General features: G+C 55.6%; 17 protein-coding genes. 9 read left to right on the plus strand and 8 right to left on the minus strand.

Going from position 1 to position 16,903, the window contains the following annotated elements; all coding sequences use genetic code 11:
* The first annotated feature begins 14 nt into the window (after window positions 1-14).
* The 5 genes from V6940_RS21025 to V6940_RS21045 all read left to right on the plus strand — a co-directional run bounded on the left by V6940_RS21025 (window position 15) and on the right by V6940_RS21045 (window position 4,834).
* Window positions 15-2,078, plus strand: coding sequence for a BglG family transcription antiterminator (locus V6940_RS21025; RefSeq protein ID WP_333497186.1), 2,064 nt, complete (start codon window positions 15-17; stop codon window positions 2,076-2,078).
* Between the two features lie 103 nt (window positions 2,079-2,181).
* On the plus strand, window positions 2,182-2,844 hold the full coding sequence (locus V6940_RS21030; RefSeq protein WP_185669629.1) for a class II aldolase/adducin family protein: 663 nt from the start codon (window positions 2,182-2,184) through the stop codon (window positions 2,842-2,844).
* 45 nt (window positions 2,845-2,889) lie between these two features.
* Window positions 2,890-3,900: a dihydroxyacetone kinase subunit DhaK gene (locus V6940_RS21035; protein WP_333497187.1), complete on the plus strand. Its 1,011-nt coding sequence runs from the start codon at window positions 2,890-2,892 to the stop codon at window positions 3,898-3,900.
* 9 nt (window positions 3,901-3,909) lie between these two features.
* On the plus strand, window positions 3,910-4,551 hold the full coding sequence (locus tag V6940_RS21040; RefSeq protein WP_333497188.1) for a DAK2 domain-containing protein: 642 nt from the start codon (window positions 3,910-3,912) through the stop codon (window positions 4,549-4,551).
* A gap of 16 nt (window positions 4,552-4,567) precedes the next feature.
* Window positions 4,568-4,834, plus strand: coding sequence for an HPr family phosphocarrier protein (locus V6940_RS21045; protein ID WP_035896560.1), 267 nt, complete (start codon window positions 4,568-4,570; stop codon window positions 4,832-4,834).
* Window positions 4,835-4,908: 74 nt separating this feature from the next.
* Here the strand turns inward: V6940_RS21045 and fabV are convergent, their stop codons facing one another.
* The 4 genes from fabV to ilvY all read right to left on the minus strand — a co-directional run bounded on the left by fabV (window position 4,909) and on the right by ilvY (window position 9,077).
* Window positions 4,909-6,102 (minus strand): enoyl-ACP reductase FabV, encoded by a 1,194-nt coding sequence (fabV, locus tag V6940_RS21050; RefSeq protein WP_333497189.1) that lies wholly within the window; start codon window positions 6,100-6,102, stop codon window positions 4,909-4,911.
* Between the two features lie 236 nt (window positions 6,103-6,338).
* Entirely contained in the window at window positions 6,339-6,968 is a 630-nt protein-coding gene (dhaL, locus tag V6940_RS21055; RefSeq protein ID WP_333497190.1) for a dihydroxyacetone kinase subunit DhaL, read from the minus strand.
* Window position 6,969: 1 nt separating this feature from the next.
* Entirely contained in the window at window positions 6,970-7,974 is a 1,005-nt protein-coding gene (locus V6940_RS21060) for a dihydroxyacetone kinase subunit DhaK (protein ID WP_333497191.1), read from the minus strand.
* Window positions 7,975-8,105: 131 nt separating this feature from the next.
* Window positions 8,106-9,077 carry an HTH-type transcriptional activator IlvY gene (gene ilvY / locus V6940_RS21065; RefSeq protein WP_333497192.1) on the minus strand — a complete coding sequence of 324 codons (972 nt, stop codon included), beginning with the start codon at window positions 9,075-9,077 and terminating at the stop codon, window positions 8,106-8,108.
* Between the two features lie 208 nt (window positions 9,078-9,285).
* Between ilvY and ilvC the strand changes: the two genes are divergently transcribed.
* The gene (gene ilvC / locus V6940_RS21070; RefSeq protein WP_035896549.1) at window positions 9,286-10,761 is read left to right on the plus strand and encodes a ketol-acid reductoisomerase; all 1,476 of its coding nucleotides are present in this window, start codon (window positions 9,286-9,288) and stop codon (window positions 10,759-10,761) included.
* A gap of 53 nt (window positions 10,762-10,814) precedes the next feature.
* Here the strand turns inward: ilvC and V6940_RS21075 are convergent, their stop codons facing one another.
* On the minus strand, window positions 10,815-11,429 hold the full coding sequence (locus tag V6940_RS21075; protein ID WP_333497193.1) for a class I SAM-dependent methyltransferase: 615 nt from the start codon (window positions 11,427-11,429) through the stop codon (window positions 10,815-10,817).
* 183 nt (window positions 11,430-11,612) lie between these two features.
* Between V6940_RS21075 and V6940_RS21080 the strand changes: the two genes are divergently transcribed.
* A complete protein-coding gene (locus V6940_RS21080) occupies window positions 11,613-12,056 on the plus strand; it encodes an Rrf2 family transcriptional regulator (RefSeq protein WP_333497194.1) in 444 nt (147 codons plus the stop codon).
* Window positions 12,049-12,414 carry a DUF1360 domain-containing protein gene (locus V6940_RS21085; protein WP_333497195.1) on the plus strand — a complete coding sequence of 122 codons (366 nt, stop codon included), beginning with the start codon at window positions 12,049-12,051 and terminating at the stop codon, window positions 12,412-12,414. The genes V6940_RS21080 and V6940_RS21085 overlap by 8 nt, the downstream gene beginning before the upstream one ends.
* Window positions 12,415-12,527: 113 nt before the next feature.
* Here V6940_RS21085 and ppiC (V6940_RS21090) read toward each other — a convergent pair whose 3' ends face one another.
* Window positions 12,528-12,809, minus strand: coding sequence for a peptidylprolyl isomerase PpiC (gene ppiC / locus V6940_RS21090; RefSeq protein WP_023309650.1), 282 nt, complete (start codon window positions 12,807-12,809; stop codon window positions 12,528-12,530).
* 51 nt (window positions 12,810-12,860) lie between these two features.
* Entirely contained in the window at window positions 12,861-13,142 is a 282-nt protein-coding gene (gene ppiC, locus V6940_RS21095) for a peptidylprolyl isomerase PpiC (RefSeq protein WP_185669614.1), read from the minus strand.
* A gap of 116 nt (window positions 13,143-13,258) precedes the next feature.
* On the opposite strand from ppiC (V6940_RS21095), the gene rep reads away from it, so the two are divergent.
* Entirely contained in the window at window positions 13,259-15,280 is a 2,022-nt protein-coding gene (gene rep, locus V6940_RS21100; RefSeq protein WP_185669613.1) for a DNA helicase Rep, read from the plus strand.
* Between the two features lie 111 nt (window positions 15,281-15,391).
* On the opposite strand, the gene gppA is transcribed toward rep, so the two are convergent.
* Entirely contained in the window at window positions 15,392-16,900 is a 1,509-nt protein-coding gene (gene gppA / locus V6940_RS21105) for a guanosine-5'-triphosphate,3'-diphosphate diphosphatase (protein ID WP_333497196.1), read from the minus strand.
* Between the last annotated feature and the right edge of the window lie 3 nt (window positions 16,901-16,903).

Below are 16,903 nucleotides of genomic sequence, written 5' to 3' on the forward strand. Positions count from 1 at the left end.
GCAGGAGAGTCGGCATGGCTATGGATAAACGCGTGGTTGCAGTGCTGGATGCCATTGTGAACGATCCCGGCATCACGGGGACGAAGCTTGAAGAGCAGTTTTGCCTGACGCGCAAACAGCTGAGCTATACGCTGAAAAAGGTGAATGACTACCTGGAGTCGAACCACTTCGACCGGATCAACCGCCTGAAAACCGGGAAGCTGCATATCCCGCGCCATGTGATTGAGCATTTTCGTCAGAATCAGACCTCTGAAACCGAGCACCGCTATCTCTACTCGGAAGAAGAACGCGGACAGATGATTATCTTTATGCTGCTGACCCGCAACGAACGGCTGTCATTGCTGCATCTCTCCTCTTCGCTGGGCGTGAGTCAGAATACGATTATTAACGACCTGAAAAAGGTGCGTACAGAGGTTATCGATCACGGGCTGGAGATAAGCTACGACCGGGGCAACGGCTACCATATTCTGGGTGAGGAGCTGGAAAAACGTTATCTGCTGCTGAACTGTTTACGTCGGGTGCTGGAAATTCCGGTCGCCAAAAATATCCTCGCCCACTATAACAACGTCATGAGTGACTATCTGGAAAAGGTCGGCAACGTTTTTAGCGAAATTGAAAAACGTTTTAAAATTCAGTTCACCGACCGCCAGCTTCAGGAGCTTATTTATTTTATCTGCTTTGTCTTGCACCGTATTGATTCAGGAAAAGGTCTGGTCAATATTCCTGGCAGCTACGCCGATATTATTGGCAGCAGAGAATTTACCCTGATGCAGAGCGTTATCAGTAAAATCAATATCAATAGCGAAAATGAACTGGTTTTCCTGACGGCACTGATCCAAAGCTCAAATATTCAAAGTATTGCCGATAAATATTTCCACCTGGATACGCTGCTGCTTGAAAGCGTGGTGGCGGTAGTCGACAATTTTGAAAAAATAAGCTGCGTCACCATCAAAGAGAAAAATGAGCTGATTGAAAAAATCTATCAGCACTGGAAACCAGCCTATTACCGTATTCGCTATCATCTGACCAATACCAGCAGCGTTTACGATCTGGTGGTGAAAGAGTTCAGCCATCTGCACGAGATGGTCCGCCGCGCGGCGGCGCCGTTCGAGACGGTACTGCACTGCGAAATTCCCGATGAAGAGATGGCGTTTTTGACGGTGCTCTTTGGCGGCTGGCTGACCCGTGAAGGGGTTATCCATCAGATTAAGCTACAGAAAACGGCGGTGGTGGTGTGTGAAAACAGCGCCACGATTTCTACCTATCTGTTCCTGACGCTGCAGGTGCTGTTCCCGGAGCTGCATTTTACCGAAGTGATGTCACGGCGCGAGTTTGAGCGCTATACCGGGCACTACGACGTGGTCTTCTCCACCACGCATCTGAACACCAGCAAGATGGTGTTTGTGGTGAATCCGTCCATCAGCAGCATTCACAAAAGTGCGTTCCGCAATCATGTGATCGGTGCGCTACAGGGCGTGGACCCGAATATCATTCAGATAGAGCAACTGCTGCTTATCTTCGAGCGCTTCGGCAATATCATCGATCACAAAGGGCTACAGCGTGCACTTGCCAGCTATATCTATGATGAAAATAGCGCCGCGAGCGCAGTGGGCAACATTGAACCGCCGGCGCCGTCGCTGATGGACTTGTTGCAACGCGAACACGTTCAGTTTGCCACTTCGCTGCCCGGTGACTGGCAGCAGGCGATTACCGAAGCCTCTACATCGCTACTGGAAAACGGGGTGATTGAACCGCGCTACCTGCAAATTATGCTGAATAAAATTGCTGATGAGCAGCCCTATATCATGCTGGCTGACGGGGTGATCATCGCCCATGCGGGGGTCGATGATGGCGCACTGGAAACGGGGATGACGCTATTACGCCTGCCTTCAAAGATTGATTTCGCCGGTTATATGCAGGCCGATATTATTATCGTCCTGGCGACGAATAATCCGCAAAAGCATCTTAAGGCGCTCGCGCAATTAAATGAATTTCTCGAATTCTATGACGGCGGAAATGTTATTCGCCGCGCACAGGATGAATATGCACTGATAAATGAATTTGCCCGTCATTCGTAATGATTAATTAAACGCCGTTGCAGCTTGAAAACTGCAACGTTATTTCCCGGCAATCATTGTCGCGACATCGCTCGCCCCTATAACCGTATACAGGATAAATATTATGTTAGACATTCAGAAAAAACACGTCGTTGAAATGGCCAGAACCGCTCAGCAATGGGGACTCTGTAAACATAAGGCAGGTAATTCCAGCGTACGGGATAAAGAGACGGGGCTTATTCTGGTGACCCCAACCACTATCGACAAAATGCATTTAACGCCGCGCGATATCGTGGTGATGGACGTTGAAGCCAACGTGATTGAAAGCGAAGCGGGATTGCGCCCAACCAGCGAATGCCTGATGCATATCGAGATTTATAAAGCGCGCCCGGACGTGTTCGCCATCTCCCACACGCACTCCCTCTACGCGACCTCTTTTGCCGTGCTGAATAAGCCCATCCCGGCGGTGGTGTACGAGTGCGCCATTCTCAACCTGAAAGACGGAGTAATTCCGGTTGCGCCATACGGTCGCCCCGGTACGCCGGCGCTTTCCGAGAGCGTGATCGAACCTATCAAGCGTGCCGATGCCATCCTGATGGAAAAACATGGCGCAATCGGCGTGGATAAAGACCCGTATGAAGCAGTGCTGAAATCTGCGTACCTGGAGGAGATGGCGCAGATTTACTACCACGCGCTGGTGATTAACGGCGGCAAGGAGCCTGAATCCTTCGCTCCGGAAGAGCTGCAGCGCTGGGCTTACCCATCACAGATCAAATTTGCCCGTTAATTGACGCGCCCGCCCGTTCGGGCGGGATATTCATGGAGAGAACGCATGAAAAAATTTCTGAATCAGGCGGAGGATTTTATCCCGGAGATGCTGGAAGGCATCTATCTGGCGCACCCCGATAAATTCCGCTTTGTGAATGAGGATCTGCACTGCCTTGCCACGGCGCGTCCGGTACCCGGCAAAGTAGGGATTGTCACCGGCGGTGGCTCTGGGCACCTGCCGTTGTTCCTCGGCTACGTGGGGCAGGGCATGCTGGACGGCTGCGCGATTGGCGATGTGTTCCAGTCACCGTCGCCGGAGCAAATTCTGTCCGTCACGCAGGCGGTAGATAGCGGTGCGGGCGTGCTCTACCTGTACGGCAATTACAACGGCGATATCTTCAATTTTGATATGGCGGCGGAAATGGCCGACATGGAGAGCAACATCCGGACCTGCACGGTTGTTGCCGCCGATGATTCCGCTGGCGCCTTGCCGAGCGGTGGTGCCACTACGCGACGTGGCGTGGCAGGGATTTTCTTCGTCTACAAATGTACTGGCGCGTCGGCCGCCAGAATGGATGACCTCGACACCGTTCAGCGTATCGCGCAGAAGGCCGGGGATCGCGTGCGGACGCTGGGGGTGGCGCTGTCGCCGTGCATCGTGCCGCGTATCGGTAAGCCGGGCTTCCATATTGGCGACAACGAGATGGAAATCGGCATGGGTATCCATGGGGAAAGTGGCATCCGTCGCGGGCCGCAGCTGAGTGCTGAAAATATTGCTGAAGAGATGATGTCCTGGCTGATTGCCGACTCTCCCTGCCAGCAGGGCGATGAAGTGGCGGTGCTGATGAACGGCCTCGGTGCGACGCCGCTGGAAGAGCTGTACCTGATGTATCGCCACGTGCACCAGATTCTGGCGCAGAGCAACATCCGCATCTTCCGCGTGTGGGTGGGGGAATTTGCCACGGCGATGGAGATGACCGGCATGTCCATCAGCCTGATGCCAGTAGACGATGAGCTTAAGGCGCTGTTGAACGCGCAGGCCGACACGCCGATGTTCCGGCAGTTTCCCGCCTAAGGAGGTGCTATGACGTTAAACAGCGAGAGCTTACGCCCGCTCTTTGCCGAGTGGGCGAGGGTGATGCAGGGTAACAAGACGGTGCTAACCGAACTGGACAGTGTGGTGGGCGATGGCGATTTGGGCCTCACCATGAGCGATGGTTTTGCCGCGGCGTCGGACTATGCACAGCACAACGAGGAACCAGACCTGGGACGATTTTTCTATCTGGCGGGTAAAGCAATGGCCTCGGCGGTACCTTCAACGATGGGGACGCTGATGGCTTCCGGCCTGATGCAGGCGGGAAAAGTCTTTAAGGGGCGAGAGACGATGACGCTGGAGGATGCGGGCGACTTTTTCCAGGCCTGGTTTGATGGTGTGCAGCAACGGGGCAAAGCACAGCCGGGTGAAAAAACCTTTCTTGATGGGATGGCGCCGGCGCTGGTGGCGCTGCGTGGTCAGGGCGAACCGCTGAACGTGGCGCGGAAAGCGTTGTTAGCGGCACAGCAGGGCGTGCAGCAGACCACCACGATGGTGGCGAAGCACGGGCGTGCGGCTATCCACGGCGAACGATCCCGTGCGTTTGTCGACCCGGGCGCGATGGTCGCCCAGCTTCTGATTCAAGGCTATTTTAACGTCGTTCAGGCGATGTACCCGGCTAACGGACAGTGAGTAAGGAATCGCAATTATGTTGAAAGAAGTGGTGAAAATCAGCAACCTGCACGGCATTCATGCCCGCCCGGCGGGCGTACTGGCAAAGGCGTGCGCGCAGTATCAGTCGCGGATCGAGATGATCTACGATGGCAAGACCATCAAGGGAAAAAGCATCATGAGTATTCTGGGGGCCGGGATCAAAGGCCGAGGATCGCTTGAGATCATCTGCAGCGGCAGCGACGAGCAGGAGGCGATGGCGAAGCTGAAGGTGCTGTTCGCGGAAGGCTTTGGTTTCGATTAGGCTCGTATCGCTTAGGCGGAATAAAAAAGGGTTCATGCTTACGCATGAACCCTTTTTACGACAACTGCAACAAATTACAGCGTGATCACGTCGAATTCGACTTCGGTGTTCACGTCAGCGTCGTAGTCCACGCCATCGAGGCCAAAACCGAACAGGTTCAGGAATTCCTGCTTGTAGCCTGCATAGTCGGTTTCTTGCGCCAGGTTTTCAGTGGTGATCAGCGGCCACAGGTCGCGACAGGCCTGCTGAATATCTTCACGCAGTTCCCAGTCATCCATACGGATACGCTGGTTGTCATCAAGCGCCACTTTGTCGCCGTACAGGCTGGTGGTCATCAGACGGTTGATCTGCTCGATACAACCTTCGTGAATCCCCTGCGCTTTCATCAGTTTGAAGACCATAGAGATGTACAGTGGCATCACTGGAATGGCGGAAGATGCCTGAGTGATAACGGACTTCAGTACCGCAACGTTGGCAGAACCGTTCAGCGGAGCCAGTTGGTTGCGTAGTTCACCCGCCGCACGGTCGAGGTCTTCTTTCGCTTTGCCCAGCGCGCCGTGCCAGTAGATTGGCCAGGTCAGGTCGGTACCGATGTAGGAGTAAGCCACGGTTTTCACGCCGTCAGCCAGCACGCCTGCGTCGTTCAGCGCGCCCATCCACAGTTCCCAGTCTTCGCCGCCCATCACGGTAACGGTGTTCTGCACTTCTTCTTCGGTTGCCGGCTCAATGCTGGCGGTCATGATCTGATCTTTGTTGGTATCAATCGCTTTAGAAGTGTAAACCTCGCCGATTGGCTTCAGCGCAGAACGGACGACTTCACCGGTTTTTGGCATTTTACGCACTGGGGAAGCCAGTGAGTAAACCACCAGATCAATCTGACCCAGGTCTTCTTTGATGAGTTTGATCACTTCATCGCGGCATTCGTCAGAGAACGCGTCGCCGTTGATGCTTTTGGAATAGAGACCTTCGCGCTTGGCCGCTTCGTCGAAGGCGGCAGAGTTATACCAGCCCGCGGAACCTGGTTTGGACTCCGTGCCTGGTTTTTCGAAAAATACGCCGATAGTGGCGGCACCGCTGCCAAAGGCGGCGGAAATTCTGGACGCAAGGCCGTAGCCGGTGGAAGCACCGATTACCAGCACGCGGGAAGGGCCATTCTCGATTTTCCCGTTTTGCTTAACGTACTCGATCTGTTTTTCCACATTGACTTTACAGCCAGTCGGATGGGTCGTTGTACAGATGAATCCACGAATTTTTGGTTTGATTATCATAATGATGGCTAATTAAGTTTGTATTTTCGCTGTCAAGTGCGCAATGACACCGTCTGTTCTGGCTTGCTTAACGACATGGTTAACAAGCCCCCCACTACAATGGATCGCAACATTATACAGAAAAGGAGCGCCAATACTGAATCTACCACTGATTTTAGCCGTCAAACGCCGGGCAGCGGGACAAAAAAGGGCCATGCATAAACATGGCCCCTGTGGAGGTTGTGCGCTATTGCAGGTTAGTTCTGATGGGCAAATTCCGCCATAAACTGCAGGATCAGCGCCGTCGACACCGCGCCAGGATCGCAGTGGCCAATGGCCCGCTCACCCAGATTTTTCGCACGCCCGAAGCGCGCCACCATCGTGCTGGTGCCCTCAGCGCCTGCCATTGCCGCCTGTGCGCAGTGGGTCAGTGCTTCCGGCAGCGCTAGCGAGACATCTGCTTTGGCGCGCTCGGCGGCGGCGGCCAGCGCATCGACCATGGTTTTATCCCCCGGCTCGGCACCGCCGCGTTGGTGGATGGCCTGCATGCCGATCGCCAACCACTCGGCGAGGGTGGAGGCATCCAGCTCAGCGCGGCCTGCCAGACCTTTACCCCCGGCGCGGAAAAGGGTACCGAAAATGGCCCCGGAGGCGCCGCCCATGCTGGTCATCAGACGAGTGCCGCTTTGCAGCAGCGTGTCGCCAATATCCGTGGCCGTAAATTCGGGTGCGGCGAGCAGAGTGTTGAGTGCGGTAAAGCCGCGTTTAATGCCGATACCGTGGTCGCCGTCGCCGATCACCTGATCGAGCGCGGTCAGCCGTGGTTCACTGGCGATCATCCCCTCAGAGACGTACCGCAGGCAGGCGATAAATTGTGTGGTGTTCATCTTAGTTTCTCCAGCCTAGGGTGCGGATTGGGTGGTCGTACAGGCGCTGCATCTCGTCGTCCAGCCGCAGCATACTCAGGGAAAAACCGGACATCTCCAGCGAGGTACAGAAATGACCAACCTGCACGTCGTAGGTTCTGATGCCGCGCGCCGTCAGCGCCATGCCGACTTTGCGGGTGACCACCATCAGCTCGGTATTACTCAGCGCACCGAGGTTGTTGACGCTCACGCACACGCTGTCGCCCTTCGCGAAAGGCAGATCGTTGCACAGGCGTTCAATCATCATCTCAACCAGCTCATCGCTCTGCGGCATCGGAATACGGCACAGTCCCGGTTCGCCGTGGATGCCAATGCCCAACTCGATTTCGTTATCGGCCAGGGTGAAGTTAAAGGCATCGGCCTGTGGCAGCGCGCAACCGCTGAGTGCGACGCCAATGGTGCGGGTGTTATGGTTGGCTTTGTTCGCCAACGCTTCCAGCTCAGGCAGGGCATAGTGCTCAAACTGGGCAGCGGCACCGGTCAGCTTGTACAAAAACGCGAGCCCGCCCACGCCGCGGCGGTCGGACATTCTTTCCGGCGGCGCCGAGGCAATATCATCCGTGGCGCGCACGGTGCGGCACTCAATCCCTTCTTCCGCAAGGATTTCCGCCGCGATATCAAAGTTCATGCCGTCGCCGGAGTAGTTGCCGTAGAGGAACAGCACGCCGTTGCCCTGATGAACGGCCCGGCTGGCTTCAATGATTTGGTCGGGAGAGGGGGAGGTAAAGACTTCGCCCAGCGCGCAGGCATCGATGCCGCCTTCGCCGACGAACCCGGCAAACGTCGGCTCATGGCCGCTGCCGCCGCCGCTGACGATAACGGTCTGGCCGTTTTGCGTCATCGTGCGATAAACCGCGCAATACGCCGGCAGGGCGTGGATCTTACCGCGCCCCGCGTACACCAGCCCTTCCATGATTTCGCTACGAATATTATCGGTGTTGTTGAAGATCTTTTTGGGTTTCTGCATCGTCACTCCCTCTCGTAAGGTCCTGTTTCTTTAGTGACGATTTTACCTGCAGCACCCGTTTACACCTGGCACCTTTGATACCAATTAATCTCCCGAACCTGGGGCATGACTGGGGGCTGAAAACATCAACGCTATTCGGCGATTTTGCGTTCCAGCACAATCTTCCAGAAGGCATCCACCAATGGTTCATGCAGCCGTTTTTTCTGCACGCAGACGCCTAGCTCGAACGGGGTCTTCTCATCGCTGCGTTCTAAAATCATCACGCGATTGCGCACCGGCTCCGGGCTGTTTTCCAGCACGATTTCGGGAATTAGCGCCACGCCGCAGCCCAGCGCCACCATCGACACCATCGCTTCATGTCCGCCGACGGTCGCATAAATCGATGGGTTACTGATTTTATGGCGGCGGAACCACAGTTCGATACGGCGGCGCACGGGCCCCTGGTCGGCCATGATAAACGGCACCGTTGACCAGTCTGGCTCCTCCACCGAGACCTGGTTGCGTACCGGGCAGGGCAGCGCCGGGGCAATCAGCACTACCGCCAGATTCTCCAGCATTGAGAAGGCGACGGCACCGGGCAGCGTTTCAGGTTTACCGGCGATGGCCAGATCGGCCTCGTTGGTGGCGACCTTCTCCATCGCATCGGCGGCATCGCCGGTCGTGAGCTTGATTTCAACCGAGGGATGTTCGGCGCGGAAGCGGTCGAGAATCGGTGGCAGGTGGCTATAAGCGGCGGTGACGGAGCAGAAGATATGCAGCTCGCCGGAAAGAGACGGCCCCTGCTGGTCAAGGGTGTGGCGCAGTTGCTGATACTGCAATAGCGTCTGCTGAGCAAACACGCGCAGCTCCTCACCGGCTTCGGTCAGCGTCACCGTGCGGTTATCGCGAACAAATAGCGGCTGGCCGAGATCCTCTTCGAGGCGCTGAATCTGCCGGGAAAGCGTGGACGGGCTGACGTGCATCGCCCGCGCGCTGCGGCCAAAATGGCGGCTTTCCGCCAGATGCAGGAAGGTTTTCAGATCGCGTAAATCCACAGGCGAGTCTCCGGTTTTTGATGTTGCATAAATTGCAATGTAACGTTGTGAATATATCAATTTCCGCAATAAATTTCCTGTTGTAATGTGGGTTCATTCTCGCTGAAACGCGAACCGAACAATATACTCGTCGTCTTTCAAGTTGCAGGCGCGTTGGCTGCGTCAGCTCACCCCAGTCACTTACTTGAGTAAGCTCCTGGGGAATCGCTGACTTGCCGCCTTCCTGCAACTCGAAATCCATAGAGTAACGACACACAACATCACGGAGTACACCATCATGGCTAACTACTTTAATACACTGAATCTGCGCCAGCAGCTGGCTCAGCTGGGCAAATGTCGCTTCATGGGCCGCGAAGAATTCGCCGACGGCGCAAGCTACCTTCAGGGTAAAAAAGTGGTCATCGTCGGCTGTGGCGCTCAGGGTCTGAACCAGGGCCTGAACATGCGTGACTCCGGTCTGGATATCTCCTACGCCCTGCGTAAAGAAGCGATCGCAGAGAAGCGTGCTTCCTGGCGCAAAGCGACCGAAAACGGCTTTAAAGTCGGTACCTACGAAGAGCTGATCCCGCAGGCTGACCTGGTGGTTAACCTGACGCCAGACAAACAGCACTCTGACGTTGTGCGTTCCGTACAGCCGCTGATGAAAGACGGCGCAGCGCTGGGTTACTCCCACGGCTTCAACATCGTTGAAGTGGGCGAGCAGATCCGTAAAGACATCACCGTCGTGATGGTGGCACCGAAGTGCCCGGGTACCGAAGTCCGTGAAGAGTACAAACGTGGTTTCGGTGTACCAACGCTGATTGCGGTTCACCCGGAAAACGATCCGAAAGGCGAAGGCATGGCCATCGCTAAAGCCTGGGCAGCGGCGACCGGCGGTCACCGTGCGGGCGTACTGGAGTCTTCCTTCGTTGCAGAAGTGAAATCTGACCTGATGGGCGAGCAGACTATCCTGTGCGGTATGCTGCAGGCCGGCTCTCTGCTGTGCTTCGACAAGCTGGTGGCTGAAGGCACCGACGCCGCTTACGCCGAAAAACTGATTCAGTTCGGCTGGGAAACCATCACTGAAGCGCTGAAGCAGGGCGGCATTACCCTGATGATGGACCGTCTGTCTAACCCAGCGAAACTGCGCGCTTATGCGCTGTCAGAACAGCTGAAAGAGATCATGGCACCGCTGTTCCAGAAGCACATGGACGACATCATCTCTGGCGAATTCTCTTCCGGTATGATGGCTGACTGGGCTAACGACGATAAGAAACTGCTGACCTGGCGTGAAGAGACCGGTAAAACCGCGTTCGAAACCGCACCGCAGTTTGAAGGCAAAATCGGCGAGCAGGAGTACTTCGATAAAGGCGTTCTGATGATTGCGATGGTGAAAGCGGGCGTTGAGCTGGCGTTCGAAACCATGGTTGATTCCGGCATCATCGAAGAGTCTGCTTACTACGAATCACTGCACGAGCTGCCGCTGATTGCGAACACCATCGCCCGTAAGCGTCTGTACGAAATGAACGTGGTTATCTCCGATACCGCAGAATACGGTAACTATCTGTTCTCTTACGCTTGCGTACCGCTGCTGAAAGAGTTTATGACCACCCTGCAGACCGGCGACCTGGGCAAAGCGATTGCTGAAGGCGCGGTAGACAACGCTCAGCTGCGCGATGTGAACGAAGCGGTTCGCGGCCACGCTATCGAGCAGGTTGGTAAGAAACTGCGCGGCTACATGACCGACATGAAGCGCATCGCCGTCGCTGGCTAATAAAACCTCGTTATCATCCGGCCCGGTCAGCGCCTCGCTACCGGGCCGTTTTTTTATCCGCGTTTTAATACGACCACGGAATCTGATACCTCATCCTGCTGTCCTTCAGGCCCGACCATGGTGCGTGATACCTCTTCACAAAACGGTACTTCCCAACCCGGTGGCAATGCGCCCAGAGAGGCCAGTACTTCATGTGCAGGCAGGAACGGGCGGACGTGCTTTGACCAGCTCGGGACTTTGCCGTGTGAGGTGATAAGCAACATGCCGCCTGGCGCGACGTGATCGAGCGCGGCGCGGAAAATCGTGGCCCGATCGAACGCCAGCGGTGATTCCAGGAATGAGGCGACAATCAGGGCAAATTCGCCTTGAGGGAATGCCTGAGTGAGATCGCACTGCTGGAAGGTGATATCGACGCCAGCACGTTCGGCGTTGGCCGCCGCGTATTCAATTGCCCGGTGCGAAAGATCAACTGCCGTGACCTGCCAGCCCTGTTTTGCCAGCCAGACCGCATCATCCCCACGCCCGCAGCCCAGCTCCAGCGCTTTACCCGGTGCCAAACCTTCGGTGAAGCGCACCAGAATTTTACCCGGAATGCCGTTGGAATGCGGAGACATCGCATCGTAATGCGACTCCCAAAAGGCTTCCGGCTGTTGCTCAATGTCGTGCATAACCACCTCGATTGTTGACGATGAATTTCATGTAATATTCAAAGTAACATAAGATGATTTTTGATCAATAGTTTTGCTGTAAAATATAAATAACCATATTTATCAATATAATATGTACATATATGCACAAATTTTAGTATTCGGGATTGCTCATTATTGCCTTAATGTAATATCGTAAGTTACATGAAAACAAACAACTCATTCTCAGCTACGCTGCACATTCTGCTTCACCTGGAGCAGATGGATAAACCTCTGACATCCGAACAGATGGCCGCCTTTATCGACGGTAATCCGGCATTCATCCGCAAACTGCTTGCCGGGCTCAGGGAAAACAACATTGTCTGTGCCACGAAGGGGCACCACGGCGGCTGGCGGCTGTGCCGACCGGTCGGCGATATCACGCTTTACGATATCTACATGGCGCTCGGTGAACCGGCGCTGTTTGCGCTGGGCAACCGCAGTGAAAACCCACAGTGCCTGGTGGAACAGGGGGTAAACCGGGTGATGTCAGAGACGCTCGCCGATGCGCAGACGCTGATCCTCGATCGCTTTAAACGCCTGACGCTGCAGGACATCGGCAGCGAATTTATCAGCTACTTCAACGACAAAGGTCACAACCATGATTGAAACCTTAACCACCTGCCTGATGATTGCGATGGCAGCGAGCAGTATTTCGATGACGGTGACGCAGACGGAGCTATTTGCCGCGTTTCGCGAATGGACGACGAAAAAGAATGCGCTGATGGGCCACTTATTCCACTGCTTCTATTGCTTAAGCCACTGGGTGGTCTTTGGCGGGATGGCGGTCTATCGCCCGGCGCTGTTGAACAGCGGCTTTGCGCTGATTGATTGGGTGATGACGGCGTTTATCGTGATTACCATTACGACGCTGATTAACGGCCTGATGTTTAAGGTGTTCCAGGCGGCGATTAGCACCCATGTGATGAAGCATAACGCCCAGCAGACGCTACAATCGCAGAAATAAAAAACCCGGCGTCGTTGCTAATTACGGAGCACGCTGGTGCCCTCACCCCGGCCCTCTCCCATGGGGAGAGGGTGCAAACACGAAACGCCTTCTCCATGAGAAGGCGTTGCTGTTTATTTCCGGTACAGCACCTTAATGATGTGGTAACCGAACTGAGTATGCAGCGGGCCGGTTGGCTCCAGCACCGGGCAGGAGAAGACCACTTTATCAAACGCCGGAACCATCTGGCCCTGACGGAATTCACCTAAGTCACCGCCGCGTTTGCCCGATGGGCAGATGGAGTGCTTCTTCGCCAGCTTACCGAAGTCGGCGCCGTTTTTAATCTGTTCCAGAAGGTCCAGTGCCAGTTTCTCTTCTTTCACCAGGATATGCACTGCTGCTGCTGTTTTTGCCATGATCGAGCCTTTCTATAAGCGAGTCTGTAAGGCTGGTGATTTTAGCATGGCTTATCGCCGATACAGCACCTTGATGATGTGATAGCCAAATTTGGTTTTGACCGGCCCGAAAGGTTTGAGCAGCGGGCAGCTAAAAACGGCGGCGTCGAATGGCCCCACCATTGCTCCCTGTTTAAATTCTCCCAGATCGCCGCCGTTGCGCCCGGAAGGGCAGCGGGAATAGCGTTTTGCCAGATGATCGAAGCTGATTCCTCGCTCCAGTTTGCTGAGGATCTCCAGCGCCAGTTTTTCTTCTTTTACCAGGATGTGCAGGGCTGCCGCGCTCTTTGCCATAAGGTCACTCTTATCGTTGGGTTGCTGCCCAACACTTTACCATTCGGCGGGTAAATCTCAGCCTGAGTTTCTGCTACAATCCACACCCCCGTGTTTACAGATTGAGCAATGCCCCTATGCGTTTAAACCCCGGACAACAACAAGCCGTCGAATTTGTCACTGGCCCATGCCTGGTGCTGGCGGGTGCTGGCTCCGGCAAAACCCGCGTGATCACCAATAAAATTGCGCACCTGATCCGCGTTTGCGGCTATCAGGCTCGTCATATCGCCGCCGTCACCTTTACCAACAAGGCCGCGCGCGAGATGAAAGAGCGCGTGGCGCAGACACTGGGGCGCAAAGAGGCGCGCGGGCTGATGATCTCCACTTTCCACACCCTGGGATTGGATATCATCAAGCGTGAATACGCGGCGCTGGGCATGAAGTCGAACTTCTCGCTGTTTGACGATACCGATCAAACCGCGCTGCTTAAAGATCTGACCGAAGGGCTGATCGAAGACGATAAAGTGGTGTTCCAGCAGCTGATCTCGACGATCTCCAACTGGAAAAACGACCTGATGACCCCACCGCAGGCGGCGGCCAGCGCGAAGGGCGAGCGCGATCGTATTTTCGCCCACTGCTACAGCCTGTACGATGCCCACATGAAGGCCTGCAATGTGCTGGACTTCGATGATTTGATCCTGCTGCCGACGCTGCTGTTACAGCGTAATGAAGAGGTGCGTGAGCGCTGGCAGAACAAGATTCGCTACCTGCTGGTGGATGAATATCAGGACACCAACACCAGTCAGTACGAGCTGGTGAAACTGCTGGTAGGGCAGCGTGCGCGGTTTACCGTGGTCGGCGACGATGACCAGTCGATTTACTCCTGGCGCGGCGCGCGTCCGCAGAACCTGGTGCTGCTGAGTAAAGACTTCCCGGCGCTGCAGGTCATTAAGCTGGAGCAGAACTACCGTTCTTCCGGGCGCATACTGAAGGCGGCGAACATCCTGATCGCCAATAACCCGCACGTGTTTGAGAAGCGCCTGTTCTCCGAGCTGGGCTATGGCCCGGAACTGAAAGTGCTGAGCGCCAACCACGAAGAGCATGAAGCAGAGCGCGTCACCGGCGAGCTTATCGCCCATCACTTCGTCAACAAGACGCAGTATAAGGATTACGCCATTCTCTATCGCGGCAACCACCAGTCGCGAGTGTTTGAAAAATTCCTGATGCAGAACCGCATCCCGTACAAAATTTCCGGCGGTACCTCGTTCTTCTCCCGACCGGAGATTAAAGACCTGCTGGCCTATCTGCGCGTGCTGAGCAACCCGGACGACGACAGCGCGTTTCTGCGCATCGTCAACACGCCGAAGCGTGAGATTGGCTCGGCGACGCTGCAAAAGCTTGGTGAATGGGCGATGACCCGTAACAAAAGCCTGTTCACCGCCAGCTTTGATATGGGGCTGAGTCAGACGCTGACCGGACGCGGCTATGAATCCCTCACCCGCTTTACCCAGTGGCTGGGAGAAATCCAGCGCCTGGCGGAGCGTGAGCCAATTGCCGCCGTACGCGATCTGATCCATGGCATCGACTACGAGTCCTGGCTGTTTGAAACCTCACCAAGCCCGAAAGCCGCCGAAATGCGCATGAAAAACGTCAACACGCTGTTTAGCTGGATGACGGAGATGCTGGAAGGCAGCGAGCTGGAAGAACCCATGACCCTGACTCAGGTGGTCACTCGCTTTACCCTGCGCGATATGATGGAGCGCGGCGAAAGTGAAGAAGAGCTGGATCAGGTTCAGCTCATGACGCTGCACGCCTCGAAAGGGCTGGAGTTCCCGTACGTCTTCCTCGTGGGGATGGAAGAGGGGCTGCTGCCGCACCAGAGCAGCATCGACGAAGACAACGTTGATGAAGAGCGTCGCCTGGCCTACGTGGGCATCACCCGCGCGCAGAAAGAGCTGATTTTCACCCTCTGCAAAGAGCGCCGCCAGTACGGTGAACTGGTACGCCCGGAGCCGAGCCGATTCCTGCTGGAGTTGCCGCAGGATGATGTGGTGTGGGAGCAAGAGCGGAAGGTCATTACGCCTGAAGAGCGGATGCACAAGGGGCAGGCGAACGTTGCCAATATTCGTGAAATGCTGGCAAAAGCGAAAAAATCATAATGAATGCCCGATGGCGCTGCGCTTATCGGGCCTACAGAGTGTGCAATAAATGGTAGCCCGGCCGAGCAGAGCGACGCCGGGAATATGCACGGTGCCTTCCCGAAGTCGACGTTACAAACTATCCGGTAGCCCGACGCCAGCAACCTGCAGCGGCCAGTGGATATAGCTTTGCCACTGGCATTCTTGATCGATCATCTCACGCCCGAGCGGATGCTGTTCCAGCCAGCTCTCCGGCAGCGTGAGGGTCAGATTTTCCCCGTCGGCTGTCAGCGTAATAGCGGGCAGAAGATCATCGCGACGACGGCTGGCAAATAGAATCGCCAGGCGCAGCAGACGGCAGAGGTGCTCCGCCACGCGTGGTGGTACGGCGTTCTGCTGGTGGAGCGTGGGCAGATTCACGGTGTTGGTCTGATTCAGCAGCAGGGTGGCGAGCAGCTTTTTCTGCGCAGGGGTGAAGCCCGGCAGGTCGAGATTGCGTACCAGATAGGCTGCGTGCTGCGGGGCCTGTTTAAAATCGACGCTGAGGCCAATTTCATGCAGCGCACAGGCACTTAACAGCAGTTCGCTGCTTAACGGCTCTAGATCCCAGCTATCTTTCACCTGTTCGACAAAATTTGCCGCCAGTTGAGACACGCGATTTGCCTGCTCGATATCGACCATAAAGCGGCGCTGAATATTACGCAACGTGCGGCTACGAATGTCTTCATCGACCGCCAGATGCAGCATGCCGTAGACCAGCCCTTCGCGCAGCGCGCCGCCGGCCAGGGTCATGCACTGAATATTCAGCTCGGTGAAAATGGCGATCAGAATCGCCAGCCCGCTTGGGAATACCAGCGCGCGCTCCAGCGTCAGCCCTTCAATTTCCAGCTCTTCAAGACGGCCGCACTGAATGGCGCGCTGTTTAAGCTGCTGAAGCTTGGCAAGGGTAATGCGTTCATCCATTCCCTGCGCCATCATGATTTCCTGCAACGCCTGTACCGTACCGGACGCGCCGACGCAGACTTTCCAGCCGTGCTGACGCAGCTCATCGGCAACCGGCTTTAACACTTCACGGGCGGCGCGTTCCGCTTCGTCGAAATGTTCCTGAGCCAGATTGCGGTCGGTAAAGTAACGTTCAAGCCAGGTCACGCAGCCCATTGAGAGGCTAAACAGCGAGGTGGTTTGCGCACCGGTGCCGGTAACCAGTTCGGTACTGGCACCACCGATATCGACCACTAAACGACGATCGTCGCCGCCGGTGGTGTGCGCGACGCCCTGATAAATCAGGCGCGCTTCTTCTTCACCGCGGATAACCTGTACCGGGCAGCCGAGGATGTCCTGGGCTTTGGCGATAAAGACGTCGGCGTTAACGGCAAGACGCAGCGTCGCGGTAGCCACGATACGAATTTGCGTTGGGGGAATATCCTGAAGACGTTCAGCAAACAGACGCAGGCATTGCCAGCCTCGCTCCATCGCTTCCGTCGAGAGGGTGTTGTCGCGGTTAAGCCCGGCGGCCAGACGCACTTTGCGCTTAATACGCGTCAGCGTCTGGATGCTGCCCGCCACCTCGCGAACTATCAGCATATGAAAACTATTGGAACCGAGATCGATAGCTGCATAGAGCGAGGTGGTAGTGAGCATAAC

This window comes from Kluyvera sp. CHPC 1.251, from assembly GCF_036759945.1.
Classification (GTDB): domain Bacteria; phylum Pseudomonadota; class Gammaproteobacteria; order Enterobacterales; family Enterobacteriaceae; genus Kluyvera; species Kluyvera sichuanensis.

What these genes read in the sequence shown, in the direction of transcription:
- V6940_RS21030 (WP_185669629.1), top strand. Translation starts at nt 2,182, where the DNA reads ATGTTAGACATTCAGAAAAAACACGTCGTTGAAATGGCCAGAACCGCT.
- V6940_RS21035 (WP_333497187.1), top strand. Translation starts at nt 2,890, where the DNA reads ATGAAAAAATTTCTGAATCAGGCGGAGGATTTTATCCCGGAGATGCTG.
- ilvC (WP_035896549.1), top strand. Translation starts at nt 9,286, where the DNA reads ATGGCTAACTACTTTAATACACTGAATCTGCGCCAGCAGCTGGCTCAG.
- ppiC (WP_023309650.1), bottom strand. Translation starts at nt 12,809, where the DNA reads ATGGCAAAAACAGCAGCAGCAGTGCATATCCTGGTGAAAGAAGAGAAA.
- V6940_RS21080 (WP_333497194.1), top strand. Translation starts at nt 11,613, where the DNA reads ATGAAAACAAACAACTCATTCTCAGCTACGCTGCACATTCTGCTTCAC.
- rep (WP_185669613.1), top strand. Translation starts at nt 13,259, where the DNA reads ATGCGTTTAAACCCCGGACAACAACAAGCCGTCGAATTTGTCACTGGC.
- V6940_RS21060 (WP_333497191.1), bottom strand. Translation starts at nt 7,974, where the DNA reads ATGCAGAAACCCAAAAAGATCTTCAACAACACCGATAATATTCGTAGC.
- V6940_RS21025 (WP_333497186.1), top strand. Translation starts at nt 15, where the DNA reads ATGGCTATGGATAAACGCGTGGTTGCAGTGCTGGATGCCATTGTGAAC.
- fabV (WP_333497189.1), bottom strand. Translation starts at nt 6,102, where the DNA reads ATGATAATCAAACCAAAAATTCGTGGATTCATCTGTACAACGACCCAT.
- V6940_RS21040 (WP_333497188.1), top strand. Translation starts at nt 3,910, where the DNA reads ATGACGTTAAACAGCGAGAGCTTACGCCCGCTCTTTGCCGAGTGGGCG.
- ppiC (WP_185669614.1), bottom strand. Translation starts at nt 13,142, where the DNA reads ATGGCAAAGAGCGCGGCAGCCCTGCACATCCTGGTAAAAGAAGAAAAA.
- V6940_RS21085 (WP_333497195.1), top strand. Translation starts at nt 12,049, where the DNA reads ATGATTGAAACCTTAACCACCTGCCTGATGATTGCGATGGCAGCGAGC.
- V6940_RS21045 (WP_035896560.1), top strand. Translation starts at nt 4,568, where the DNA reads ATGTTGAAAGAAGTGGTGAAAATCAGCAACCTGCACGGCATTCATGCC.
- dhaL (WP_333497190.1), bottom strand. Translation starts at nt 6,968, where the DNA reads ATGAACACCACACAATTTATCGCCTGCCTGCGGTACGTCTCTGAGGGG.
- gppA (WP_333497196.1), bottom strand. Translation starts at nt 16,900, where the DNA reads ATGCTCACTACCACCTCGCTCTATGCAGCTATCGATCTCGGTTCCAAT.
- V6940_RS21075 (WP_333497193.1), bottom strand. Translation starts at nt 11,429, where the DNA reads ATGCACGACATTGAGCAACAGCCGGAAGCCTTTTGGGAGTCGCATTAC.